Below are 19,906 nucleotides of genomic sequence, written 5' to 3' on the forward strand. Positions count from 1 at the left end.
GTGACAATAGCGTTTTGGACCCACCTGACCCCATGCCGAACTCAGTAGTGAAACGAAACAGCGCCGATGATAGTGTAGCATTTGTTATGTGAAAGTAGGTCATTACCAGGCTCCAAATAAGAGAAAGTCCGATTCGAAAGAGTCGGGCTTTTTTACGTCTGGAATAAAATAAAAAGAAGGTTCGAGCTGAAAGGTATTAGGTTAAAGGAAGAGAATTTAACAGACCCAATCCCACGACATATTAATGCGCTGTCGCTGCAATACTCCAAATCCAAGTCAGTGTTAAGCCTAAAGCCTTCAGTTTTGAAGTATTACCATCAGCACTCCGTCTTTACTGATCTTAGTTACTCTCCTTGCATCTTTAAACTAGTCCCTAAATTATCATCTTGTTGCAATTTCATTGTTGGTTTAATAACTGTCCTGTGTAAAACTATCTAGGATAATTTAGTAAATCAGGTGACATGAATGTCGAATATAAAAGCTTGGAAACTTCTCAGCCTGTTTTGTTTGTTTACAGCACTGATTGGTTGTCAATCTAAAGAAGAACAGCTACAACAAACAATTCAAGAGTCCATTAAAAAGGCCGATGTCGAGCTTACTCAGCTTGGTAAAGCACTTGATAATGGTAGTATACGTAATGCGATTATTCTTAAAGAATACAGTCGTATCCTTAAACAACAGCAGCCTGAACTCAGTAAGGTTGTTGATGTCGTTAGCCTTGATGCCACACGCCAAGGAGCCCTTTATAGTGGCTTAACCCAACGTCTTGATGATATTAAGGGTAATTACTTAATTCCTCCTTACGAAGACACTTTATACAATATTGATTTATTGCGTGAGGCGGCCAAGCCAACGTTATTTTCTGATGCCTTAACCGATCCTATTAATATGCTTGCGGATATGTCGAATGGCTCTTTGGCACGAGTTGGCGCTATAAGCCAAAAAGCTGAAGGCCAAGGGGTTGGTAACCAAATGGTAGGTAATCCTAACTATGGTAATTGGCAAACGAATAGTAGCGGTATTAGTTTTTGGCAATGGTACGGCATGTACCGTATTTTGGGTGATGTATTTGACCGAGTTGAATACGGAAGTTGGAGTAAACGCCGCAAGTATAGTTACTACAATGACTATGGTCGTACTCGTTACTCAAGCCCTAAACAAATAAAAACCCAAAGTGCGTTAGAAACACGTACACGACAATCTTACCAACGCCAAGGCAAGCAGTTCACTAGTCCTTATGCGAGTAAAAAAACAGGTGCATCAGGTTTGAGTCGCAGCAGTTATACGCCGCCTAAAAGTCGCAGCAGTTACTCAAGAGCGAGTAGTTATAGCAATAATTCAGGATCGGTTCGTAATAGCAGTAGCAGAACCTCGCGCGGCGTAAGTCGTGGTAAGTAAAGAATAACGTTGGAGTTAGAATAATATGTATGAATTTAATGGAATAACTATGTGGTCTTTGCAAGCACTGTCAGTAGACTTTGCAATTATCATCTTACTGTTTGTGAGCCTAAAGTATATTAAAGGTTGGGTGTCTAATTTACATGCTAATGATGAAATTACCGAGCGAGATAACTTTGCATTCGGAATAAGCTTTGCCGCTGGCTTAGTTGCCCTTGCGATTGTATTAACGGGTGTAAGTAGTGGTGCTTTTGCTGCTACGTTACAAAAAGAAGCTCTGTTAATGCTTGGCTATGGTGCATTAGCAATTTTGCTTATAAAGCTGGGTCACTTTTTTCAAGATAAAGTGGCATTGCGTAAAGTAAGCTTACATAACGAAATAGTCAAAGGTAACGTTACTGCGTCAATTATTGATTTTGGCCATGTAGTTAGTGTTGCGGTGGTTATTCGCTCTGCACTATTGTGGGTTGCTACCGAAGGCTGGCATGGCATTCCTATTGTGATTGCCGCTTTTGTGATTGGTAGTGTGGTACTGCTTTTAGTAAGCCAATACCGAGTGCAATTATTTAAACGTACCAATAAAAGCGGTGATTGCCTACAACAAGCCATTGTTGATGGTAATTTAGCAGTAGGTGTTCGCTATGCCGGCTTTTTAATTGGTAGTGCATTAGCCATTACTGCTGCAACAGGTATTGCTCCCTATGCTGCCGATAATATTAACGCGAGTTTACTTTACTGGGCGCTAAGTGCCGTTGTTAGTTTGGTTGCTTTCATTTTACTGCACTTACTGACGATTAAAATCATTCTTGCTGGGTGTAATATTTCAGATGAAGTGAATCGTCAAAAGAATGTGGGTGTTGCCGCTATTTCTGCAGCAGTGTCATTTGCTGTCGGGATCACTATGGCCACACTACTGGGTGCATAATCACGTGTCATCAACTCAAGCTTCCCCAAGTAAATTTAATTTACTTGGGCATGATATTTTACTGATCACTGTTATGGCCGTACTCGCAGGGTGCGGCCTTATTTATGAATACTTACTTTCTCATTACGCTGGCCGAGTACTAGGCTCAGTTGAGAGTGCAATTTACGCCATGATAGGCACTATGATTGTAGCTATGGGGATGGGGGCATTTTTAGCGCGTTGGTTTAAAGATGCCTTTACCGCATTTGCCTGGCTAGAAAGCATTATTGCGCTCATAGGTATGGGCTGTATATTAGCCATTGCCAGTATCATTGCTGTTAGTTATTCACTCCCTCATTTATTCTCAAGTATTTTTAATATTCCACCTGACGTTATTCTTAATGGTTATGTGTTTCAAAAGCTGCAAGAGTGGTCTCGCTTTTTACCTTATGTATTTGGCTTAATATTAGGGCTATTTATTGGTATGGAAATACCGCTTATTGCGCGTATTCGCCAGCATGTTTATGGACGTTTTTTAGAAAATAACGCCGGCACTATATATGGGGCTGACTATATTGGCGCCGGTATTGGCGCGGCAATTTGGGTGAGTATTATGCTCGCGATGCCAATAATGCAAGCCGCTGCTTGGACAGCGCTATTTAACATTATTGCCGGCCTTGCCTTTTTATGGCGTTACCATAGCTATGTACGCTTTGCTAAGTTGCTATTGGTTTGCCATATATTATTGCTGGTGTTATTCGCTTTTATTTTGCAGTTTGGTAGTAGCTGGATGGATAATCTAAGTAACGTACTATACAAAGATAAAGTTATTTATTCCCAAGCAACGAAATACCAGCATGTGGTGTTAACCGAACGCTTAAGTAAAAATCAGCCACAGCCAATCACCGATCTATACTTAAATGGTCGTTTGCAGTTCTCTAGTGTAGATGAGCAAATATATCACTCAATGCTGGTTTATCCTGCAATGCTCGCATCTAATCGTCATGACCGTGTTTTGATTATTGGTGGCGGTGACGGATTGGCCATGCGTGATGTATTAAAGTGGCCGGTTGAGGAAGTGACTTTAATTGATTTAGATGGACAGCTACTCAATTTATTTGGTCATAAAGATAACAAATACACACCGCCTGATGATATTAAACAGCGATTAGTGGCACTCAATAATGAATCGATGCATGACCCCCGAGCAAATATTATTGTGGGTGATGCATTTTTAGAAGTTGAGAGGCTACTGGATCAGGCTAAGCAGTTCGATACTATCCTAATTGACCTGCCAGACCCTAATCATCCCGATCTGAATAAGATGTATAGCGACTATTTTTATAACCATGTGCGTCAATTATTGGCACCTGATGGTGCTATGGCGGTACAGTCAACCTCGCCTTATCATGCAAAAAAGGCATTTTTAAGTATTGCTAAAACCGTTAAAGCCGCAGGTTTTGATTATGTAGAGCAATATCAGCAAAACATCCCTTCGTTTGGTCAGTGGGGGTGGACTATTGCTACTAAAATGGGGCAATCACCAAGTGCACGTATTAGCAATATAACGGATATGCCAGTGCCATCTCGGTGGATTAGTAAAAAATATTTATTAGCCAGTTTTGCATTTCCTAATAACTATTTTGAACAAGTTAACGATATTGAAGTCAATAGGTTAGGTTCTGGTCGTTTATATGATTATTACCGGGCTGCTTGGCAAATAGAAAGTGAATTGTATAAAAATTAATAAAACATGGTTGACATAATATGTCGACCATGCGAATCTTAACTCAGACATAATATGTCAAACGACAAAAAGGCAGAGACATGGAATTAAATGAACTTTCAATAAAATTAGCGTCTTTTGAAACTGAGGGTGCTAACTTTGAGTCTTTCTTGATTGCCAATCCAGGTGAGCAAGATGTTTTACAAGTCATTGTTGATGGAAACGATGAGCTTCCAATTTTTGTTACCCAAACACAAGAGCAATTATTATGTATTAGCTACTTGTTTGGTGAAGACGAAGTAAAAAGCGAGTTACGCGACGAGTTAAACGAAACACTACTGCGTTTAAACGTGCCAATTCCGCTAAGTGCATTTGCCAAAATTGATAATAAATATGCGATTTTTGGTGCACTTTCGGTAAATTCATCATTAGATGACGTTACCCACGAACTAGTGACGTTAGCGGATAACGCAATTGATGCACTAGAAGCCGTGACCTTGTATTTAAACGATTAGGATACCCGCCTAGGTAAGTGCTGATTGCTAATAGTATATGGCTCTCGCTTTACCTAATAGGATATAAACAAGTTTTTGGAGTTAAGATTATGAGTATTTTAAAAAAATTATTTACAGCGGTACGTGGTGGCGCGCGTGAAGCGGGCGAAGCAATTGTTGATGCGAATGGTATTCGTATTTTTGAACAAGAAATTGCCGATGCACAAAATGCACTAAATCGTGCTAAAAAAAGCCTGACAGAAGTAATGGCTAAAGAGATGCAAACCAAACGTAAAATTAGCGCAGTAGATGCATCAATTGCTGAGCACGAAGCGTATGCAGGTCAAGCCCTTGAAAAAGGGAATGAAGCATTAGCATTAGAAATTGCAGAAAAAATTGGTGACTTTGAAGCTGAGAAAGCCGAACACGAGCAAGTGTTAGCGGGCTTTACTAATCACATAGTGACGTTGAAGCAGCAAGTTAAAGATGCTGAAAAATCAATTAAAGAAAACCAGCGTCAGCTTACTATGGTTAAAACCACAGAAAGCGTTCAACAAGCGACAATGGCTGTAAATAGCACGCTTAATACTAATAATTCGTCAATGACGTCGGCGCGTCAATCGCTTGAGCGTATTAAGCAACGCCAACAAGACCGTACTGATCAATTAGGTGCTGCAAAGTCTCTAGAAGCAGATGTTAATGGCGATGATTTAAAAGCTAAAATGGCTGAAGCAGGTATTGGTGATACCAATCCAAAAAGTGCTGATATTCTAGCGCGCATTAAAGCGAAGCAAAATAGCTAACATTTAGAACCATATTAAAAAGGTAACCGAGTTTTGCTCCGTTACCTTTTTTGCTTACAGAGGCACCTTATATGTTTAATTTTTTCAAATCTAAAAAAAAGCCAGAACGTCAGCTTAATCACGCGAGTGACCTTAAAAAAGGTGACATGTTTACAGTGATTGACTCGTTTGCTTATCCTGCATGGCTCAAAGGCCAAACACTTCGCGTTATTGATGTGCAAACGTATCAGTACCAACATAGTAGTGATACTGAATTCGTACTTGAAACTAACACAGGCCAAGTGGTGTTTTTACAAATAGAACAAAACGATGGTGAGCAGTGGGCTAATTTCTCAATAAAGATTCAGCGTGATGATGTTGATGAAGTATTTGGTTTGGATGAGTTTTCACGTATTTTTGATGAAGAATCGTTAACGCATATTACAGTTAAAAATACGCCTGAGCGCTTTATGCAGTTTTTAGCTGGAAGTTATCAACAAAGCGAATCACCTTATGTATGTTATTTTCATAATAAAGATTTTCGTGGCCAAGCGCTACCTCGCTATGAGCAAGACGGTGGTGAACCCTGTGAAATGATTTGTTTAGCGTCACCCGATGAAGGGCATAGCGTTAATATCGAAATTTGGGAGGGAGGTGAAACAGAAGTATCACTGACATTAACTCGCCCAATTAGCGATATTGTTGACTTGTTTCCTGGAGATGCCCAGTGAGTGATGCTAAAGACAAGTGGTTGCGCCAAGAGCAAGCTGTGCGCGCCACGCAAATGGCCTTTGATTTGAGTAGTGAGGTACAAAAGTCGATAAAAAAACAAGCTATCGACCAAGAACTTACTCCCTCAGATATGATCCGCAAAATTTTAGGCCTTGATGTAAAGTCTAAAAAAACACGGCAGCGTTTATCGTTTAATTTAAATGATGATGAAATAGCGCAATTGGCTAGTCGGTTTGAAGTTGCAGTAGATGATAAAAGAGCGGTAAAGCAACAGGTAGCAGATCTACTCATTGAGCATACAAAAAAGACTAAGTAACCCTTTTGCCTTCTTTATATAAAATACTTACACTGAGGTTATTATTTCTAAAGAAGTGCAGCTGTGAATATTATATTGATTGCCTACTTACTTATGTTTGCGTTATTTGGCACAGCGGCAAGCTACTTTGTGCGTTTTATATATGCTTATTGGGTACAAAAGAACATGCCTTTGGAATACATTTTTAAGGCTGGTGTATGTATTTTCATGGTAGTGGTTATTTCGGTGTTAATACCACTATTAAATTAACACCGAAACGAACTGCTACTGGTAATTAACGGTTTTACATTGGTTATCAATACATAAAGAGTGAACTTCTAGCACTGGTGAACAGTCATCGAACTCAAGCGCAGTGTTATTTTTTTGTTCTTGCTGAGTGATTTTTTGTGCTAATTGCTCGGCATGCTTTTGAGAATTATTTAATGTTGAATACACAACATACTTACTCGGCCCCCCACAGACACGCGAGCCAACACCTAACACCTTACACTGATAACTGGCTGTGCAGCTTTTATTACTTGTAAGCTCATTAAGCTGAGTATTTAAAACAGATTCACTCGCGTTTTGAGCTGTGCTTGGTGTTAGTGCGCTACTGCAACCGCTAAGCAGCATAGTCATGACAACACTGGCAGCTGATAGTTTAATTACGGATGACAAACAACTCATAATCTAATCCTTAAAATACACTTACCGCAGAGCCTTCAAGTTTAACACATTTATTTTCAACGCACTGGGTACTAGGCGCAGTTAAATGTTGGCAAATACTCATCATGCCTTTTTGCGCATTATAAGTACTTTCCAATTGAGTAATTGTATCGCTTAGGGCTGAAACCTGTTTTTGGGGGGCGCTTTGTGTAGAGTACACAATATAATCGCTCGGCCCACCACAGGCACGGCTACCAACAGCATTCACTTTACACTGTGAACTCGTTGAACATTGCTTATCTGCTATGAGGCTGTTTAGCTTATCTTTTGCTGTTTTAATATCATCAAGCGACACTTCTTTTGCTGCATCAGCAGGTAATGGCTGTGCTATTTTATTTTGCTTATTCGCTTGTGGTAATTTTTGTTGCGGTATCGGCGTAGAAGTATTTTCTACCGCATTGGTTTTAGTTTGCTCAGTTTTATTTGAGGTTGTTTCTAAGCACGCCGTTAAGCAAAGCGGTAGCAGTAGAGCGAGTAATGGAGTACGCATAATCGTTCCTGATAGTGATGAATTATTCATCACTATCATACACTGTGCATTCATTACAGCAATAAAAACTCTACTATCAACATATTAAAGAGGTGATAAGGAGAGTTTTTAAGTTAACCCGCCTTGCGTTAATTTAGCTGGATTGAGTAATGCCTCTAATTCTGATCGAGATAGGTCGGTTTCTTGCTCAGCGATATCAATAATTGGCTGTGCTTGCTGATAAGCTTGCTTAGCAATTTTTGCTGCTTTTTCGTAGCCAATAACAGGGTTTAGCGCAGTCACTAAAATCGGGTTTTTAGTTAATGCTTTATCTATCTGAGTTTGATTAACTTTAAAGCTAGCAATGGCTTTATCTGCCAACACTTGCGCGCTATTAGCGAGTATCTCGGTACTTTGCAAAATATTGTAAGCGATTACCGGCAGCATTACGTTAAGCTCAAAGTTGCCAGCTTGGCCTGCAACCGTAATGGTTGCGTCGTTACCAATGACTTGGGCGCTAACCATTGCAGCGGCTTCTGGGATCACCGGATTCACTTTACCCGGCATAATTGATGAGCCAGGCTGTAATGCTTCAAGTTCAATTTCTGAAAGTCCCGCAAGTGGGCCTGAGTTCATCCAGCGTAAATCGTTGGCTATTTTCATTTGTGCAACTGCATAGACTTTTAGCTGTCCTGATAAAGCGACAATCGCATCTTGTGATCCAATATTATAAAAAAAGTTATCGCTAGGGGTAAATTGAATCCCTACCTTTTCAGTTAGCTGTGTGGAAAATAGAGCGGCAAATTGTGGGTCGGCATTAATACCTGTACCTACTGCTGTGCCACCTTGCGCTAGCTTACAGACACGTATTAGTGCATGCTCAATACCGCTAGCTGCATGCTTTACCTGCGATTGCCATGCGCTGAGTGTTTGCTCAAAAGTTATTGGCATTGCATCCATTAAATGAGTGCGCCCAGTTTTAACTATGTGGCCGATGTCTGCTTTTTTTTGCTCTAAGGCGTCTGCTAAATTTGCTAGTGCTGGCAGTAATTTTTTATCAACGCTGATCGCACTACTCAAAGCAATCGCAGTGGGAATAACGTCATTAGAGCTTTGCCCCATATTCACATCGTCATTTGGGTGAATATCTTGGTTAGCATGTTTTGAGGCTAAGCTCGCAATGACCTCATTAGCATTCATATTTGAGCTAGTACCTGAGCCAGTTTGAAAAATATCAACGGGGAAATGCTCATAATGCTTACCATCAATAATTTCTTGGCAGGCATGGTCGATCGCATTTGCTTTTGTTTTATCTAAATGGCCTAGTTTGAAATTGGCTATTGCAGCGGCTTGCTTGATATACGCTAAGGCAATAATAAATTGCTGCGGCATCGTGAGGCTGCTGATCGTAAAGTTATTAATGGCGCGTTGGGTCTGTGCTTTATAAAGTGCGTCAGCAGGCACGTTGAGTGTGCCCATGCTATCTGATTCTGTTCTAAAGTTACTCATTAGTACTCCTATAAAAGAGAATATATGACATTTAACTACGCTATATAAAAAGATATGGTGCTGTTATTACTATTTACAACGGTATAGCTAAAAAGTAGAGGGCGTCAAGGTAAGCTAATGATGGAACAAAATAAAAAGTCGACTTAAACTGATTTTAAGTCGACTTAAATAATGTATTTATATAAACAGCCGGTTACAAGGCTAAACAGAATTTTAATTGTAGCCAAGAATAAATATTTGGTCTGTTTCATGTTTGTTTTGTGCCTTTTGAGTATTTTTTACATGAGAAAGTAAGTCGATAACCGTTGCTCTACAATCTGTTTCATAACTCGTTTTATCTAGGCTTTTGTCTGTAACTGCCATTGCAGCATCTACTGCGGTATAAGGTGAAATATACATAATGTTATCCTTTTGTAGTTTAGTACTCATTAAGTGAGTAATTTAATAAAAGCATATAGCGTACCAGCTCGGTAAAGATAATTTAACGTATTGAAATTGATGTTATTTTATTATTTTGGTCAATTTACTCACGACAGAATAGCTGAAATTTGTTTTACTATTGTGCATTCATTTGCAATTTAGGTGCATCAGTATGACCAAACCGTTTTCACAAGCCTGCGAAAATAATAAAAATCATATACTTAAGGCTTTGCAGCCTGCATTGCAAAATGCAGCATCAGTACTTGAGATAGGCTCGGGGACGGGTCAGCATAGTGTTTTCTTTGCCAAAAAATTGCCACATTTACAATGGTATACCAGTGATCGAGAGGTTAATCATCAAGGAATAAAGTTATGGCATGATGAGGTGCAACTGGCAAACTTGCATCCGCCTTTATTACTTGATCTAAACTATTCTTGGCCAGTAAATAAAGTGGATGCGGTATATACTGCTAATACTTTTCACATAGTGAGCTGGGAGTTAATTACGCGTTTTTTTGCTGGAGTAAATCAGCACTTAAACCAGCAAGGAGTGGTGTGTGTATATGGCCCTTTCAAATATAAAGGGGAGTTTACCAGCCCCAGTAATGATGAATTTAATAGTTTATTGCAAAGTCGCGATCCGCTTAGTGGTATTCGTGATTTCGAAGCGGTTGAGCAGCTTGCAGTGCAATATGGGCTTAAGTTACTCAGCGATACTGCGATGCCTGCAAATAATCAGTTACTCATTTTTAAACGGCAATAAAGTGCTACATTGTTGTTTGTAAATTTCGATATGTTGGCATTCGCGTTCTAAGTAATCTGCAATGGCATTATTAAAATCGGGGTGAACAATGTGATGGGCAGAGTAAGTGATTATCGGTTGAAAACCACGAGCGATTTTATGCTCTCCTTGTGCCCCAGCATTAAAGCACTGAATGTTATGCTTAATAGCATAATCAATCCCTTGGTAATAACACAGCTCAAAGTGAAGCGAATCTATCTCTTCACTAGCACCCCAATAACGGCCGTAAAGGGTATTATCACCAATTAAGCTTAAGGTGGCGGCAATTACTTGCTGGTCTCTTTTGGCTAGCATAATGAGCAATTTGTCAGCCATTAAAGCGTGTAACAAGCTAAAAAAATCACTGTTTAAGTAGCCTAAATGACCCGATCGTTTTAAATAAGTGCGTTGATAAAACTCACAAAAAAGCTGCATTGTAGCGGTAGTGATTTTCTCGCCTTTGAGCCATTCAATACTGATATTTTGCTCTGTGATTTTAGCGCGCTCTTTTTTAACGGCTTTACGCTTTCGGGCATTAAAGGTTTTTAAAAAATCGTCAAAATCTTTAAAGTTATTATTAAACCATTGAAACTGCACGCCGATTCTTCGCATAGCACCGGTATCATAAAGATGGGTGGCTTGTGCTTTGTCGCAAAAGTTTACATGCCAGCCTGACCATGCCTGTTCTACGCAGTGGCTATTAAGTTGCTCTGTTATGTACTTATACACTAGCTTTGGATTGCTATGCATAATACCTATTCTTTGTCCCTCAATCGGGCTAAAGGGAATACCACATAGCCATTTAGGGTAATAATCTAAGCCATTTTTTTCATAAGCTTCAGCCCATGCCCAGTCAAATACATATTCACCGTAGGAGTGCGCTTTTAAGTAGCCAGGGGCAAGCGCAATGAGTTCATCGCCTTCATAAACGGCTAAGTGATGAGGCTGCCAACCTGTTTTTGCGCTTACACATTGGCTTTGTTCAAGTGCGTATAAAAAAGCGTGTTGAGTAAAAGGATCATCGCCAAAAAAATGATGCCATTTTGTTGCGTCAATCTGGTTGATGCTATTAAACCATTGGTGAGAAAAGTGGCTCATAATAATAGCCTTATCTTGGTACTGCGAGCATAAGTACATAAGGAAAAAGAGGTGCTTAAGTTATAGCGCGTGATTATTATTAAGTTATTGATAAGTTTTATATGTGGGTATGTGTTCATTTAACATAGCAATATACGCAAAGACATTCTGAGAGCTTATCGAGTTATATAGGTTTTGCAAGATGTTGATTAAATATAATACTTTCAAATTAGCGTTGTTTTTAGGTTTGATTTTGATGGCAAAAGAAATACTGAGTCATCTTTATTTAGGCTTGAGCTGCTAAGATTAGTTTATAAAAAGGTGTAATCAAAAAGCTTATACTAAAGCTAATTATTATCTAATTAACTTCGAAAATAAAGGGTCTTAACCTAAGCGTATATTTTAAAGTGGTAGCTGTTTTTTACTAAATGACTGCTTTAATACAACGGTTGATTCTATGTTGGCGATACAGCTTAAGCTTCCCAGTTGGTGCTTTACAAACTGCTCATAACTTTCTAAATCCTGAGAGATAATTTTTAATAAATAGTCGTGGCTGCCTGAGATCACTGAGCACTCAAGTACATGCGGTAGTTTTTCTACATGTTGTTCAAACTGTTGTGCAGCACTCACTGAGTTTTGACACAGTCGCACGAAAGCATAAACCAGTACATTAAGATTGAGTGACTTAGGGTTAATAGCTGCGTGATAACCAATAATAACCTGTTCTTGCTCAAGTTTTTTAATGCGCCTTAGAGTAGGAGTATCCGAGAGATTAATGGTATTGGCTAATTCTGATACCGACATTCGGGCTTGCGATTGCAAGGCAACGAGTAGCTGCTGATCTTTATTATCTAACATGGCTATAGAATCTTATTAATTATTTGTCTAGTAATAGTGATTATTGCTAACAATAACTGCTTTTACTATTTTTTTTAGCGTTTTAACCTCTGGGATCTTTGCTAGCATTAAAAAATAATAATAACAGGATAAAGTTATGAGTTCTTACACCGCTAAATTTGATAATTGGATTAGGTCTGAGTTTGTTGCTCTAAACTCTCAGTTAGAAGAGCTGTATTGGCAACAAGATGATAAAGCAAATGTTGAAGGGGTTGGGGATAACTTAAAGCAGACCTTGAAAGAGCAAGGTAATGCGTTGATCAGCGATTTATTAGCCGAAGGTAATACCGACGAAGGATTTGATAGCGCATTTGATTTACTTGGTAATGTAGGCTTGTTCATGGCGGCTTGTCGTAGACATGAAATTACAGAGCCAAGCAGAGAGAATAGTTCACCGCTGATAGAAGCATCGGCGCTTGCTATGCATATTGGTGCTTCTATTGGAGTAACTCCTCGTTTTGCCACCGCACATTTAACCACTCATAATAAAGCCATTAATGGCACCTATAAACGGTTTACAAATCTTGATGATGAAACTCTATTTTTAGATTACAACACCCAAGGTATTTTAGCGTATAAACGTGCGAGTGATGCTTTACTAAAAATATTGCCATTAGGCATTTCACATCCCGTCACTGCTGAACTACTTGAGGTGGTTAAAACGGCACTTATTGATGTAATAGCGTCGAATAATGCCTTGTATACTCAACTTGATACCGAGCGTTTTTTTAATTGTGTACGCCCATACTACAAGCCTTACCGGGTAGGTAAAGAAGTTTACCGTGGTGCAAATGCGGGAGATTTTGCCGGCATTAATGTTATTGATATGCTGCTAGGACTTTGTAGTGCAAATGAGCCGAGTTACTCGCAAATGCTGGTGGATAAGTTTTTATATATGATGCCAGAAGATCAACAAATATTGCGAGAAGCCATGCGTATGCAAAGCTTTATGGATGACTTCTTAAAAGCCGAACAATATAAACATACAGAGTGGTTTCAAAAGCACGGCAAACTATTTATACAAGTGTGTAAATTACATGGTGACACCGCTATCGGTCATCATAACCAACTGGTCGAAAAGTTTATTGCCCAACCGTCAGAGCAAATGCAACAACAGCATATTAATAAAGTCACTGCCAGTGGACCGCCTTTGCCAGTATTACTCGATTCCTTAGCTAAATTAAGGGATAGACGTGCAGCAGCTAAGCGAGACGATATTAATACGCGTTTTGATGACTTAAATACGCTAAAACAGTGGATTAACTAATATGGCTAAAAATGATTTTTGTATGCCAAGGGGCTGCTATTTATTAAGCCACTCTGTTGGTCGACCTTTAAAAAGTACTTTAGAAAATGCTACTGAGCAGTTTTTTACTCCTTGGCAGGAAAGTGCCAAAGAGCCATGGCAGCAATGGCTACCAGCTATAGAAAATTTTACGGGTGCATTAGGGCGGCTATTTAATGCGCCAAGTGAGCAGTTTTGTCCTCAGGTTAACTTATCTAGTGGTTTAACTAAATTGCTTATGTCGCACCCCGTATTTAATAAACCACAGTGCACGGTATTAATGGCGCAGGCCGACTTTCCAAGTATGGGGTTTGTAATGCAAAAAGCACTCCCTGTATGTGCAACAATACGTTTCATCCCCGAGCATGAAGATCTAAGTGATAGACAGGTATGGCAGCGATATTTAACCCCAGAGATTGATGGTGTGTTTGTTAGTCATGTTTATTCTAATACGGGTGTACAAGCTCCTTTAAACGATATTGTGGCGCTTAGTAAAGTCACGAATACACTCTCAATAATTGATGTGGCGCAATCGGCAGGGGTTATTCCTATAGACCTAACGGCGTTAAATGCCGATTTTATGATTGGCTCAAGTGTGAAGTGGTTATGCGGGGGGCCAGGTGCGGCCTATTTATGGGTAAATCCAAAGCAAATAACGCAATGTGAACCAAAAGATGTTGGTTGGTTTTCACATCAAAATCCATTCGAGTTTGATATTACGCATTTTCAATATAACGCTAAAACACTTAGGTTTTGGGGCGGTACGCCTTCTATACTCCCTTATGTTATTGCTGGTAATAGCATTGCATATATTGCCCAGTTTGGTGTGGATAAAGTGAGAGCGCATAATTTAGCGTTGTTAACGTTACTTCAGCAGCAGCTGACGGCTTTTTTAGTATCGCCAAACGATAAAGATCAGTGTAGTGGTACCGCTATTTTAGATTTTGCAGAGCATCAACAAACCGTATTAGCGGCATTGGAGGCAGCAAACATAAGTGTGGATGTGCGCAAACTCGGTATTCGTATTTCACCGCACATATACAATACAGTGTCAGAGATACAAGCGTTTATTGCTATGGTGAAAAAGGTAATTAAGGCTGCTGATTAAGCTGTTGTTTTTTTTGAGTGAGTGCCGCTATTTGTTGTTGTGCTTGTTTTATTTGCGGTTCAAATCTTTGTTTAAGTACCGCAGTTTCTGTAGCAATTGCATCTGCAATCGAATCAGCGCCTAAACGATTTGCTTTATCTTGGGTCATGTAACCGACTTGCTGTTTCTTTTGTGCGTATTCTTGTTGGTATTGCTTTATTTTAAGCTCAAGCTGCACAATATCGCGCTCTATTTGTTGCACCTCAAGGTAGTCATCAACTGAGGTATCGATAACTAGGGCGTTTTCAGATTGCAATGCATTGGTTTGCATAATGTTGACGTTTTTAAGCGTGATCACTTTAGCGTCTTTAGCGCATGGAGTTTGACTGAAAGTCGGCACCCCTTTAATGGTGCATTTAAAAACCGTCACTTCATTTGCCATGCTGACAGTGCAGGCACCAAAAAAACACAGTAGTAATATTAGCTTTGCCATGGTTAAACCTAAGCTGGTTTAAAGTATCATTTATAATGCACTAAGTTGTAACACCATACAATTTGTTTAATTTAATAGCCTAAGTCAAGTATGCCTTCCAAAACGAACAATTCCATAGGTTGTTAAAATTCAGGCACAAAAAAACCACAATTAAGTGGCTTATATTCAGTAATGGTGGAGAGGGAGGGATAGACTTACTTACATCCATGTAACCAATCGCTACGCGACGCTTGCAGCGGCCGAAACTGTTCCAGACATTTTATCGAACCCTGTCGAGAGTTCTCACCCTCCCAATTAGCAGCAAAGCTTATTTTTGGGCACAAAAAAACCACAATTAAGTGGCTTATATTCAGTAATGGTGGAGAGGGAGGGATTCGAACCCTCGATAGAGCTACAAACTCTATACTCCCTTAGCAGGGGAGCTCCTTCGGCCACTCGGACACCTCTCCGACGCATTATTCTGCGTATTATTAATCGGGATAAAACCAATTAATAAAAATAAGTGGTGGAGAGATAGGGATTTGAACCCTAGAGGGGCTATAAACCCCTGCCGGTTTTCAAGACCGGTGCATTCGACCACTCTGCCATCTCTCCACGTCGTGATGCAGGATAATACTTAGGAGAGTAGTCTGTGTAAATAGCAAAAAGATCGTTTGCTTAAAAAGTGAGCGTAAATGCGGTTTTTTTTATAAATAATGAAGATTTAAGGTGATTTTTAGCCATGAGGTGGCTGGCAGCAAACAGGAGGAGCTAAAGAAGAGTCTTCATTTAGAGGTTGGGTGTTTGCTGCAACAATACAAAATCATGGTTGGGTGATTATTTGTATTGAATTGCACCGCCAAGTGCTAATTTTTTTCCGTAACGGTTAAGTTTAGCTAGCATTTTTGCTTTGCGATTAGTTGGCTTAACGGCAACGTGAGTTGTGGCTGTTTGGTTAAGTGTATTAATTGGGTTCATTTTATTCGCTCCATGGTTGTGTCTGTTGAAAACATGTGCATTTTGCACGCAGGGTGGTTAAAAATAAAGCGATAAAAATTACTGGTGAAGTATTAGTTTTTTTAATCCGAAGCTGTTTTATTAATTTGTCGTTCAACTACTGGTTTATTATTTTTTGTATAATTATTCATCTGGGCTCATTGCTATATCGCTTTTATATGGGGTCTTTTCGGTTTTTTTGAGTTTAAACTGTTTATAAAAAGAGTTTTTTGAATATTTATTCAGATTAAATTATTTTGTATTGGTTGGGCTTAACTTTGCTTTGTTCAAAGATTTAACATGTTATTTATAGGTGGTTAATTATTTATCAGATAAGAGCAGTAAATAAACGATAAAAATAGTGTTGCGAGGTTTTTAAATTATAAAAAAAGTGCCTAGGTTACTAGGCACTTTGGAGTTAGTTGCGTTTTAAAACGCTTCTAACTGGGGAACGTACCATCTCATGAATATAAATCTAAAAAGATGGGTTTAATTATGTTTGCAATTTGGGCTTACAATCATCAGCTTGGGTGGCATTTTAACTATTCTAGAGCGAAGCGAAGATTATACTTTGGTTTGTATTTTACTATGAAGCCACAAAACAATGCTGCACAGCAAGAGTAGATCCGCTCAACAGTCTATTATTTGAGTTAAATGGTTTTAAATAGGGTATAAAAGGCAAAATGCGGCATAGCTTAAAAGCAAATGCCGCAAAGGGAGATTAATGCGGGGTATTATTCTATTAGTGCTGTTTAATAGTAAATAGCTCATAGCCTTTTAATGCAGGAACTTGAGCGGTTAGTTGCGTTTCTTGTTGTGCTATTTCAACAAAATCATCACATAATGAATTTGCACGCTTTTCAAGTGTTTTGGCATGCAGCTCTACTTTTTCTTCTATTTGTGCGCCCATATTTTCCATGCGCTCTTCAAATGCTTGCATGTCACCGCCTGAACTCATTAACTCAGAGCCCAATGCCACTAAAATGCTGCCCATTGATTCCATTACTGCTGATTCAACTGCTGTTTCTATTTGCTTTTCAAACTGCTGTTCAAAGTTTTCACCAAATTGAGTAAAGCTTTGTTGACCCATTACAAAAGTACCTTGCTGATAAAAGGTGCTTTCGACTTCTTGATGAATATCGTCCATTAAGGCTGAAGTATTATCGAGGCCGTTAATATTAAACGCATTTGCAACTTCTTCTAATGCTACACCTGCAATTTTAACCCCTTCAAGGGCAATATTGGCCACTTCAGGTAATTGCACGCGTAAATTGTCTGTGTAGTCGGTCATTGCTTGGCGCTGTGCACTATTTAATGCTACTTGCTCGCCATTGATAGACAGCTCACCTTCAGCGGTAAATAGCATGTGCTGATTATTGGCTTTAAAAATTTCTAATTCATTAGGTTTGATGCGCACATCGTTCTTAAATTCAACGTTACATTCATCGTTACTAAATGAAATTGAAGAGTCGCTAGTATTGTGAGCCATTGCTACTGGAGCGCACATTATCGCGCTAACTAATAATAATTTTTTCATGTTTATTCTCTGCTTTTTGCTGATGATAATTAACTTATAACAAGTTTGATGCCAATTGTTTTTAATGTTTTAAAACAATGACTTGAGATTTTTTGAATGCTTTAAAGTCGAAAGTGTACTCATTGAAAATACTAAAATATGGTCAAAATAACCAACAATTAAATGCTAATAAATAAAATTTATCGATACGATAAAAAACTCTCACTTTCCACAATTCAAATTTAACGCTATTTATTCACAATACTGACACAGAGACTATTTAGGATAGCTATGTGGCTTTATTTTGACGTAAATTTGTACAGCTAATTTATGTTGAACATTTTAATTTCACCAATTATCGCGATATAGAAATCCGTAATTGGTCTCAAACACTTTATGGAGTGGGTTGTGGGTAAGACATTTAGTTACGATGCGCTAGATGATGATTTTGTTGAAGACGAATACGAAATGGTCGGGCGTAATCAACACGACAAGAAAAAGCAAAAGGTGAAAAGAAAGTTAGAGGATTACCTTGAGCAAAAACGCTTGCGTAAAAATCTAGGTGAAGATGACTTAAACGATTATATTGATTAAGCTCTCGCTAGTACAAATAAGCGTTACAGTTTGTAATAAAGAGGCTTTGTGCCTCTTTATAGTTTTTTGGGGTTAAGCCTTAGCTGCAAGCAGAGCTTTTTCAATTACTTTTTCTAGTTTTTCAGGTTTAGTAATAGGTGCAAAGCGCTTAATAGGTGTACCATCTGCCGCTACTAAAAACTTAGTGAAGTTCCACTTAATTTTTCGGGTTAAAAACCCCGGTAGTACAGACTTTAAATAACGGAAAACAGAATCTGTATGTTGGCCATTTACATTCACTTTTTCTGCGATTAAAAAACTAACCCCGTAATTTATTAAACAACCTTGCGCTATTTGCTCAGCGTCGCCGGGCTCTTGTTGACCAAATTGGTTACATGGAAAGCCTATAATGATCAAACCTTGGCTTGCATACTTTTCATGTAATGCTTGCAATGACTGATACTGATAAGTTAATCCACATTCACTTGCGGTATTTACGATTAATACAACTTTACCTTCAAACTCTTTAAAGTCGATTGGCTGGCCTTGTAGGCTGGTAGTTTTTAGTTGATGGAATGGGTGCATATAAATACGCTTATTATTTGTTTATTTTGCATAGTCTAACCCTTGCGTGATGATCTACAAAGTCTAAGTCACTTTTACAGCGCTTACTGCTAATTTAAAATTAAAAATAGCCCCATACCGGCCAAGGTCGTTAAGTAAATATTATGCGTTTTGTAAGCAACAACAATAGCGACTACAGCTGCACTGAGATAAGGGTTTTGCCAGTTTAGATTAATACCTTCGTCATTTATAAATACAATTGGCACCCAAATCGCCGTTAGTACCGCAGGTGCACTAAAGCTCAAAAACTGTTGCATTTTAGGCCCTACTTTAAATGGCAAGGCGCGGTGTAAGAATAAATAGCGAGTAAAAAAAGTAATACATGCCATTAGTAAAATAGTGGTCATCATTTTTTGGCCCCCTTATTTTGCACTAATCTGGTAACAGCGTAACCTGCGCTCATTGCTAGAAGCGCAGAGCATACTAACCATAATTCAAAGCCTGTGCTTTTTAATAAAGTGGCACTGATCCCTGCAACAATGACTGTAACTAGAGTAGCTAAGTTTTTAATCCCAGGAACTACTAAGGCAATAAAAGTTGCTGCAATAGCAAAATCGAGTCCTAAATTAGTGAGATCTGGAAGCATAGTACCGGCTACAATGCCAATGAGGGTCCAAATATTCCACGCAATATAAAAGCTAAAACCTGCGCTCAATGCATAAATTAAACGGGTTTTAGTACGATAGGCGCGCGGGTGGTGCGAAAAAGCAAATAGTTCATCAGTTAACACAAAGCTGACAGGCAGGCGCCATCGCATGGGTTGCTCAATCACTTTGTGACGAACTGCCAAGCCATATAAAAAATGGCGAGAGCTAATAATAAACGTGGTAAAAAGAATGGTTAGTAGAGGGGTGTTACCAGCAATGAGCTCAATTGCAACCAGCTGCGCCGAGCCTGCAAATACCAGTAGCGACATGGCTTGAGTTTCAAAAGGGGTAAAGCCATTTTGTATTGCTAACGAGCCACATAAAATGCCCCAAGGAATAACCGCTAAACACAGTGGCAGCATATCTAAAAAGCCTTTTAATACTGGTTTTTTAATTGACTGCATGTGTTTGACTCTGTGCATAGGTAGAAAGACTCATCGGGATACCTTAATATTGAGAAGCTAAAATAGTTAGCGTTTTAGATGATACTTTTTTT

Annotated in this window: 24 protein-coding genes, 2 tRNA genes and 1 rRNA gene; 13 read left to right on the top strand and 14 right to left on the bottom strand. The window is 39.0% G+C overall.

Annotated features, from left to right (window positions below; all coding sequences use genetic code 11):
* The 9 genes from rrf to P3J6_RS01560 all read left to right on the top strand — a co-directional run bounded on the left by rrf (position 1) and on the right by P3J6_RS01560 (position 6,601).
* Positions 1 to 111 (top strand): 5S ribosomal RNA (rrf, locus tag P3J6_RS01520).
* A gap of 354 nt (positions 112 to 465) precedes the next feature.
* Positions 466 to 1,398, top strand: coding sequence for a hypothetical protein (locus P3J6_RS01525; protein WP_008113289.1), 933 nt, complete (start codon positions 466 to 468; stop codon positions 1,396 to 1,398).
* A 25-nt stretch (positions 1,399 to 1,423) separates the two neighbouring features.
* Entirely contained in the window at positions 1,424 to 2,323 is a 900-nt protein-coding gene (locus P3J6_RS01530) for a DUF350 domain-containing protein (RefSeq protein ID WP_041709155.1), read from the top strand.
* Between the two features lie 4 nt (positions 2,324 to 2,327).
* On the top strand, positions 2,328 to 4,049 hold the full coding sequence (locus tag P3J6_RS01535; RefSeq protein ID WP_198522050.1) for a polyamine aminopropyltransferase: 1,722 nt from the start codon (positions 2,328 to 2,330) through the stop codon (positions 4,047 to 4,049).
* An 80-nt stretch (positions 4,050 to 4,129) separates the two neighbouring features.
* Positions 4,130 to 4,543, top strand: coding sequence for a YjfI family protein (locus tag P3J6_RS01540; RefSeq protein WP_008113284.1), 414 nt, complete (start codon positions 4,130 to 4,132; stop codon positions 4,541 to 4,543).
* 89 nt (positions 4,544 to 4,632) lie between these two features.
* Positions 4,633 to 5,325 (top strand): PspA/IM30 family protein, encoded by a 693-nt coding sequence (locus P3J6_RS01545; RefSeq protein WP_036980772.1) that lies wholly within the window; start codon positions 4,633 to 4,635, stop codon positions 5,323 to 5,325.
* 71 nt (positions 5,326 to 5,396) lie between these two features.
* Entirely contained in the window at positions 5,397 to 6,035 is a 639-nt protein-coding gene (locus P3J6_RS01550) for a DUF4178 domain-containing protein (protein WP_010392538.1), read from the top strand.
* Complete coding sequence (locus P3J6_RS01555) at positions 6,032 to 6,352, top strand: hypothetical protein (protein WP_010392540.1); 321 nt, start codon at positions 6,032 to 6,034, stop codon at positions 6,350 to 6,352. The genes P3J6_RS01550 and P3J6_RS01555 overlap by 4 nt, the downstream gene beginning before the upstream one ends.
* 63 nt (positions 6,353 to 6,415) lie before the next feature.
* Entirely contained in the window at positions 6,416 to 6,601 is a 186-nt protein-coding gene (locus tag P3J6_RS01560; protein ID WP_021033113.1) for a hypothetical protein, read from the top strand.
* A gap of 15 nt (positions 6,602 to 6,616) precedes the next feature.
* Here P3J6_RS01560 and P3J6_RS01565 read toward each other — a convergent pair whose 3' ends face one another.
* The 4 genes from P3J6_RS01565 to P3J6_RS01580 form a co-directional block, all read right to left on the bottom strand.
* Entirely contained in the window at positions 6,617 to 7,018 is a 402-nt protein-coding gene (locus P3J6_RS01565; protein WP_010392543.1) for a hypothetical protein, read from the bottom strand.
* Positions 7,019 to 7,028: 10 nt separating this feature from the next.
* Positions 7,029 to 7,547 (bottom strand): hypothetical protein, encoded by a 519-nt coding sequence (locus P3J6_RS01570; RefSeq protein ID WP_010392545.1) that lies wholly within the window; start codon positions 7,545 to 7,547, stop codon positions 7,029 to 7,031.
* A 108-nt stretch (positions 7,548 to 7,655) separates the two neighbouring features.
* Positions 7,656 to 9,035, bottom strand: coding sequence for a class II fumarate hydratase (locus P3J6_RS01575; protein ID WP_198522051.1), 1,380 nt, complete (start codon positions 9,033 to 9,035; stop codon positions 7,656 to 7,658).
* A 213-nt stretch (positions 9,036 to 9,248) separates the two neighbouring features.
* Positions 9,249 to 9,434: a hypothetical protein gene (locus P3J6_RS01580; protein WP_008113269.1), complete on the bottom strand. Its 186-nt coding sequence runs from the start codon at positions 9,432 to 9,434 to the stop codon at positions 9,249 to 9,251.
* Positions 9,435 to 9,627: 193 nt separating this feature from the next.
* Between P3J6_RS01580 and P3J6_RS01585 the strand changes: the two genes are divergently transcribed.
* Positions 9,628 to 10,218, top strand: coding sequence for a DUF938 domain-containing protein (locus P3J6_RS01585; protein WP_010392551.1), 591 nt, complete (start codon positions 9,628 to 9,630; stop codon positions 10,216 to 10,218).
* Here P3J6_RS01585 and P3J6_RS01590 read toward each other — a convergent pair.
* Together P3J6_RS01590 and P3J6_RS01595 are read right to left on the bottom strand one after the other, a co-directional pair.
* Positions 10,195 to 11,334, bottom strand: a complete 1,140-nt coding sequence (locus tag P3J6_RS01590) for a GNAT family N-acetyltransferase (protein ID WP_198522052.1) — start codon at positions 11,332 to 11,334, stop codon at positions 10,195 to 10,197. The genes P3J6_RS01585 and P3J6_RS01590 overlap by 24 nt on opposite strands.
* Positions 11,335 to 11,715: 381 nt before the next feature.
* Positions 11,716 to 12,171, bottom strand: a complete 456-nt coding sequence (locus P3J6_RS01595; RefSeq protein ID WP_010392556.1) for an Lrp/AsnC family transcriptional regulator — start codon at positions 12,169 to 12,171, stop codon at positions 11,716 to 11,718.
* Between the two features lie 136 nt (positions 12,172 to 12,307).
* Between P3J6_RS01595 and P3J6_RS01600 the strand changes: the two genes are divergently transcribed.
* Both P3J6_RS01600 and P3J6_RS01605 read left to right on the top strand, forming a co-directional pair.
* Complete coding sequence (locus tag P3J6_RS01600; protein ID WP_198522053.1) at positions 12,308 to 13,477, top strand: PrnB family protein; 1,170 nt, start codon at positions 12,308 to 12,310, stop codon at positions 13,475 to 13,477.
* 1 nt (position 13,478) lies between these two features.
* Positions 13,479 to 14,603: an aminotransferase class V-fold PLP-dependent enzyme gene (locus P3J6_RS01605; protein ID WP_198522054.1), complete on the top strand. Its 1,125-nt coding sequence runs from the start codon at positions 13,479 to 13,481 to the stop codon at positions 14,601 to 14,603.
* Here P3J6_RS01605 and P3J6_RS01610 read toward each other — a convergent pair.
* From P3J6_RS01610 to P3J6_RS01630, 5 genes are all read right to left on the bottom strand, one after another.
* Complete coding sequence (locus P3J6_RS01610) at positions 14,587 to 15,075, bottom strand: RNA-binding protein (RefSeq protein ID WP_198522055.1); 489 nt, start codon at positions 15,073 to 15,075, stop codon at positions 14,587 to 14,589. The genes P3J6_RS01605 and P3J6_RS01610 overlap by 17 nt on opposite strands.
* A 356-nt stretch (positions 15,076 to 15,431) precedes the next feature.
* Positions 15,432 to 15,524, bottom strand: a tRNA-Ser gene (locus P3J6_RS01615).
* 54 nt (positions 15,525 to 15,578) lie between these two features.
* A tRNA-Ser gene (locus P3J6_RS01620) sits at positions 15,579 to 15,669 on the bottom strand.
* Between the two features lie 222 nt (positions 15,670 to 15,891).
* Positions 15,892 to 16,032, bottom strand: a complete 141-nt coding sequence (locus P3J6_RS01625; protein WP_010392563.1) for a hypothetical protein — start codon at positions 16,030 to 16,032, stop codon at positions 15,892 to 15,894.
* Between the two features lie 760 nt (positions 16,033 to 16,792).
* Positions 16,793 to 17,587 carry a YggN family protein gene (locus tag P3J6_RS01630; RefSeq protein ID WP_198522056.1) on the bottom strand — a complete coding sequence of 265 codons (795 nt, stop codon included), beginning with the start codon at positions 17,585 to 17,587 and terminating at the stop codon, positions 16,793 to 16,795.
* Between the two features lie 387 nt (positions 17,588 to 17,974).
* On the opposite strand from P3J6_RS01630, the gene P3J6_RS01635 reads away from it, so the two are divergent.
* Positions 17,975 to 18,160, top strand: a complete 186-nt coding sequence (locus P3J6_RS01635; RefSeq protein ID WP_008108975.1) for a PA3496 family putative envelope integrity protein — start codon at positions 17,975 to 17,977, stop codon at positions 18,158 to 18,160.
* 72 nt (positions 18,161 to 18,232) lie between these two features.
* Here P3J6_RS01635 and P3J6_RS01640 read toward each other — a convergent pair whose 3' ends face one another.
* The 3 genes from P3J6_RS01640 to P3J6_RS01650 form a co-directional block, all read right to left on the bottom strand.
* Positions 18,233 to 18,724 (bottom strand): glutathione peroxidase, encoded by a 492-nt coding sequence (locus tag P3J6_RS01640; protein ID WP_010392568.1) that lies wholly within the window; start codon positions 18,722 to 18,724, stop codon positions 18,233 to 18,235.
* Positions 18,725 to 18,813: 89 nt separating this feature from the next.
* Positions 18,814 to 19,113, bottom strand: a complete 300-nt coding sequence (locus tag P3J6_RS01645) for an AzlD domain-containing protein (RefSeq protein ID WP_198522057.1) — start codon at positions 19,111 to 19,113, stop codon at positions 18,814 to 18,816.
* A complete protein-coding gene (locus tag P3J6_RS01650) occupies positions 19,110 to 19,814 on the bottom strand; it encodes an AzlC family ABC transporter permease (protein ID WP_198522058.1) in 705 nt (234 codons plus the stop codon). The genes P3J6_RS01645 and P3J6_RS01650 overlap by 4 nt, the downstream gene beginning before the upstream one ends.
* Between the last annotated feature and the right edge of the window lie 92 nt (positions 19,815 to 19,906).

The sequence above is a fragment of the Pseudoalteromonas sp. 3J6 genome, from assembly GCF_903995135.1.
GTDB lineage: Bacteria > Pseudomonadota > Gammaproteobacteria > Enterobacterales > Alteromonadaceae > Pseudoalteromonas.

Excerpts from the sequence above, each read along its gene's own strand:
- P3J6_RS01525 (WP_008113289.1), top strand. The coding sequence starts at position 466 with ATGTCGAATATAAAAGCTTGGAAACTTCTCAGCCTGTTTTGTTTGTTT.
- P3J6_RS01530 (WP_041709155.1), top strand. The coding sequence starts at position 1,424 with ATGTATGAATTTAATGGAATAACTATGTGGTCTTTGCAAGCACTGTCA.
- P3J6_RS01540 (WP_008113284.1), top strand. The coding sequence starts at position 4,130 with ATGGAATTAAATGAACTTTCAATAAAATTAGCGTCTTTTGAAACTGAG.
- P3J6_RS01545 (WP_036980772.1), top strand. The coding sequence starts at position 4,633 with ATGAGTATTTTAAAAAAATTATTTACAGCGGTACGTGGTGGCGCGCGT.
- P3J6_RS01550 (WP_010392538.1), top strand. The coding sequence starts at position 5,397 with ATGTTTAATTTTTTCAAATCTAAAAAAAAGCCAGAACGTCAGCTTAAT.
- P3J6_RS01565 (WP_010392543.1), bottom strand. The coding sequence starts at position 7,018 with ATGAGTTGTTTGTCATCCGTAATTAAACTATCAGCTGCCAGTGTTGTC.
- P3J6_RS01570 (WP_010392545.1), bottom strand. The coding sequence starts at position 7,547 with ATGCGTACTCCATTACTCGCTCTACTGCTACCGCTTTGCTTAACGGCG.
- P3J6_RS01575 (WP_198522051.1), bottom strand. The coding sequence starts at position 9,035 with ATGAGTAACTTTAGAACAGAATCAGATAGCATGGGCACACTCAACGTG.
- P3J6_RS01580 (WP_008113269.1), bottom strand. The coding sequence starts at position 9,434 with ATGTATATTTCACCTTATACCGCAGTAGATGCTGCAATGGCAGTTACA.
- P3J6_RS01585 (WP_010392551.1), top strand. The coding sequence starts at position 9,628 with ATGACCAAACCGTTTTCACAAGCCTGCGAAAATAATAAAAATCATATA.
- P3J6_RS01590 (WP_198522052.1), bottom strand. The coding sequence starts at position 11,334 with ATGAGCCACTTTTCTCACCAATGGTTTAATAGCATCAACCAGATTGAC.
- P3J6_RS01595 (WP_010392556.1), bottom strand. The coding sequence starts at position 12,171 with ATGTTAGATAATAAAGATCAGCAGCTACTCGTTGCCTTGCAATCGCAA.
- P3J6_RS01600 (WP_198522053.1), top strand. The coding sequence starts at position 12,308 with ATGAGTTCTTACACCGCTAAATTTGATAATTGGATTAGGTCTGAGTTT.
- P3J6_RS01605 (WP_198522054.1), top strand. The coding sequence starts at position 13,479 with ATGGCTAAAAATGATTTTTGTATGCCAAGGGGCTGCTATTTATTAAGC.
- P3J6_RS01610 (WP_198522055.1), bottom strand. The coding sequence starts at position 15,075 with ATGGCAAAGCTAATATTACTACTGTGTTTTTTTGGTGCCTGCACTGTC.
- P3J6_RS01625 (WP_010392563.1), bottom strand. The coding sequence starts at position 16,032 with ATGAACCCAATTAATACACTTAACCAAACAGCCACAACTCACGTTGCC.
- P3J6_RS01630 (WP_198522056.1), bottom strand. The coding sequence starts at position 17,587 with ATGAAAAAATTATTATTAGTTAGCGCGATAATGTGCGCTCCAGTAGCA.
- P3J6_RS01640 (WP_010392568.1), bottom strand. The coding sequence starts at position 18,724 with ATGCACCCATTCCATCAACTAAAAACTACCAGCCTACAAGGCCAGCCA.
- P3J6_RS01645 (WP_198522057.1), bottom strand. The coding sequence starts at position 19,113 with ATGATGACCACTATTTTACTAATGGCATGTATTACTTTTTTTACTCGC.
- P3J6_RS01650 (WP_198522058.1), bottom strand. The coding sequence starts at position 19,814 with ATGCAGTCAATTAAAAAACCAGTATTAAAAGGCTTTTTAGATATGCTG.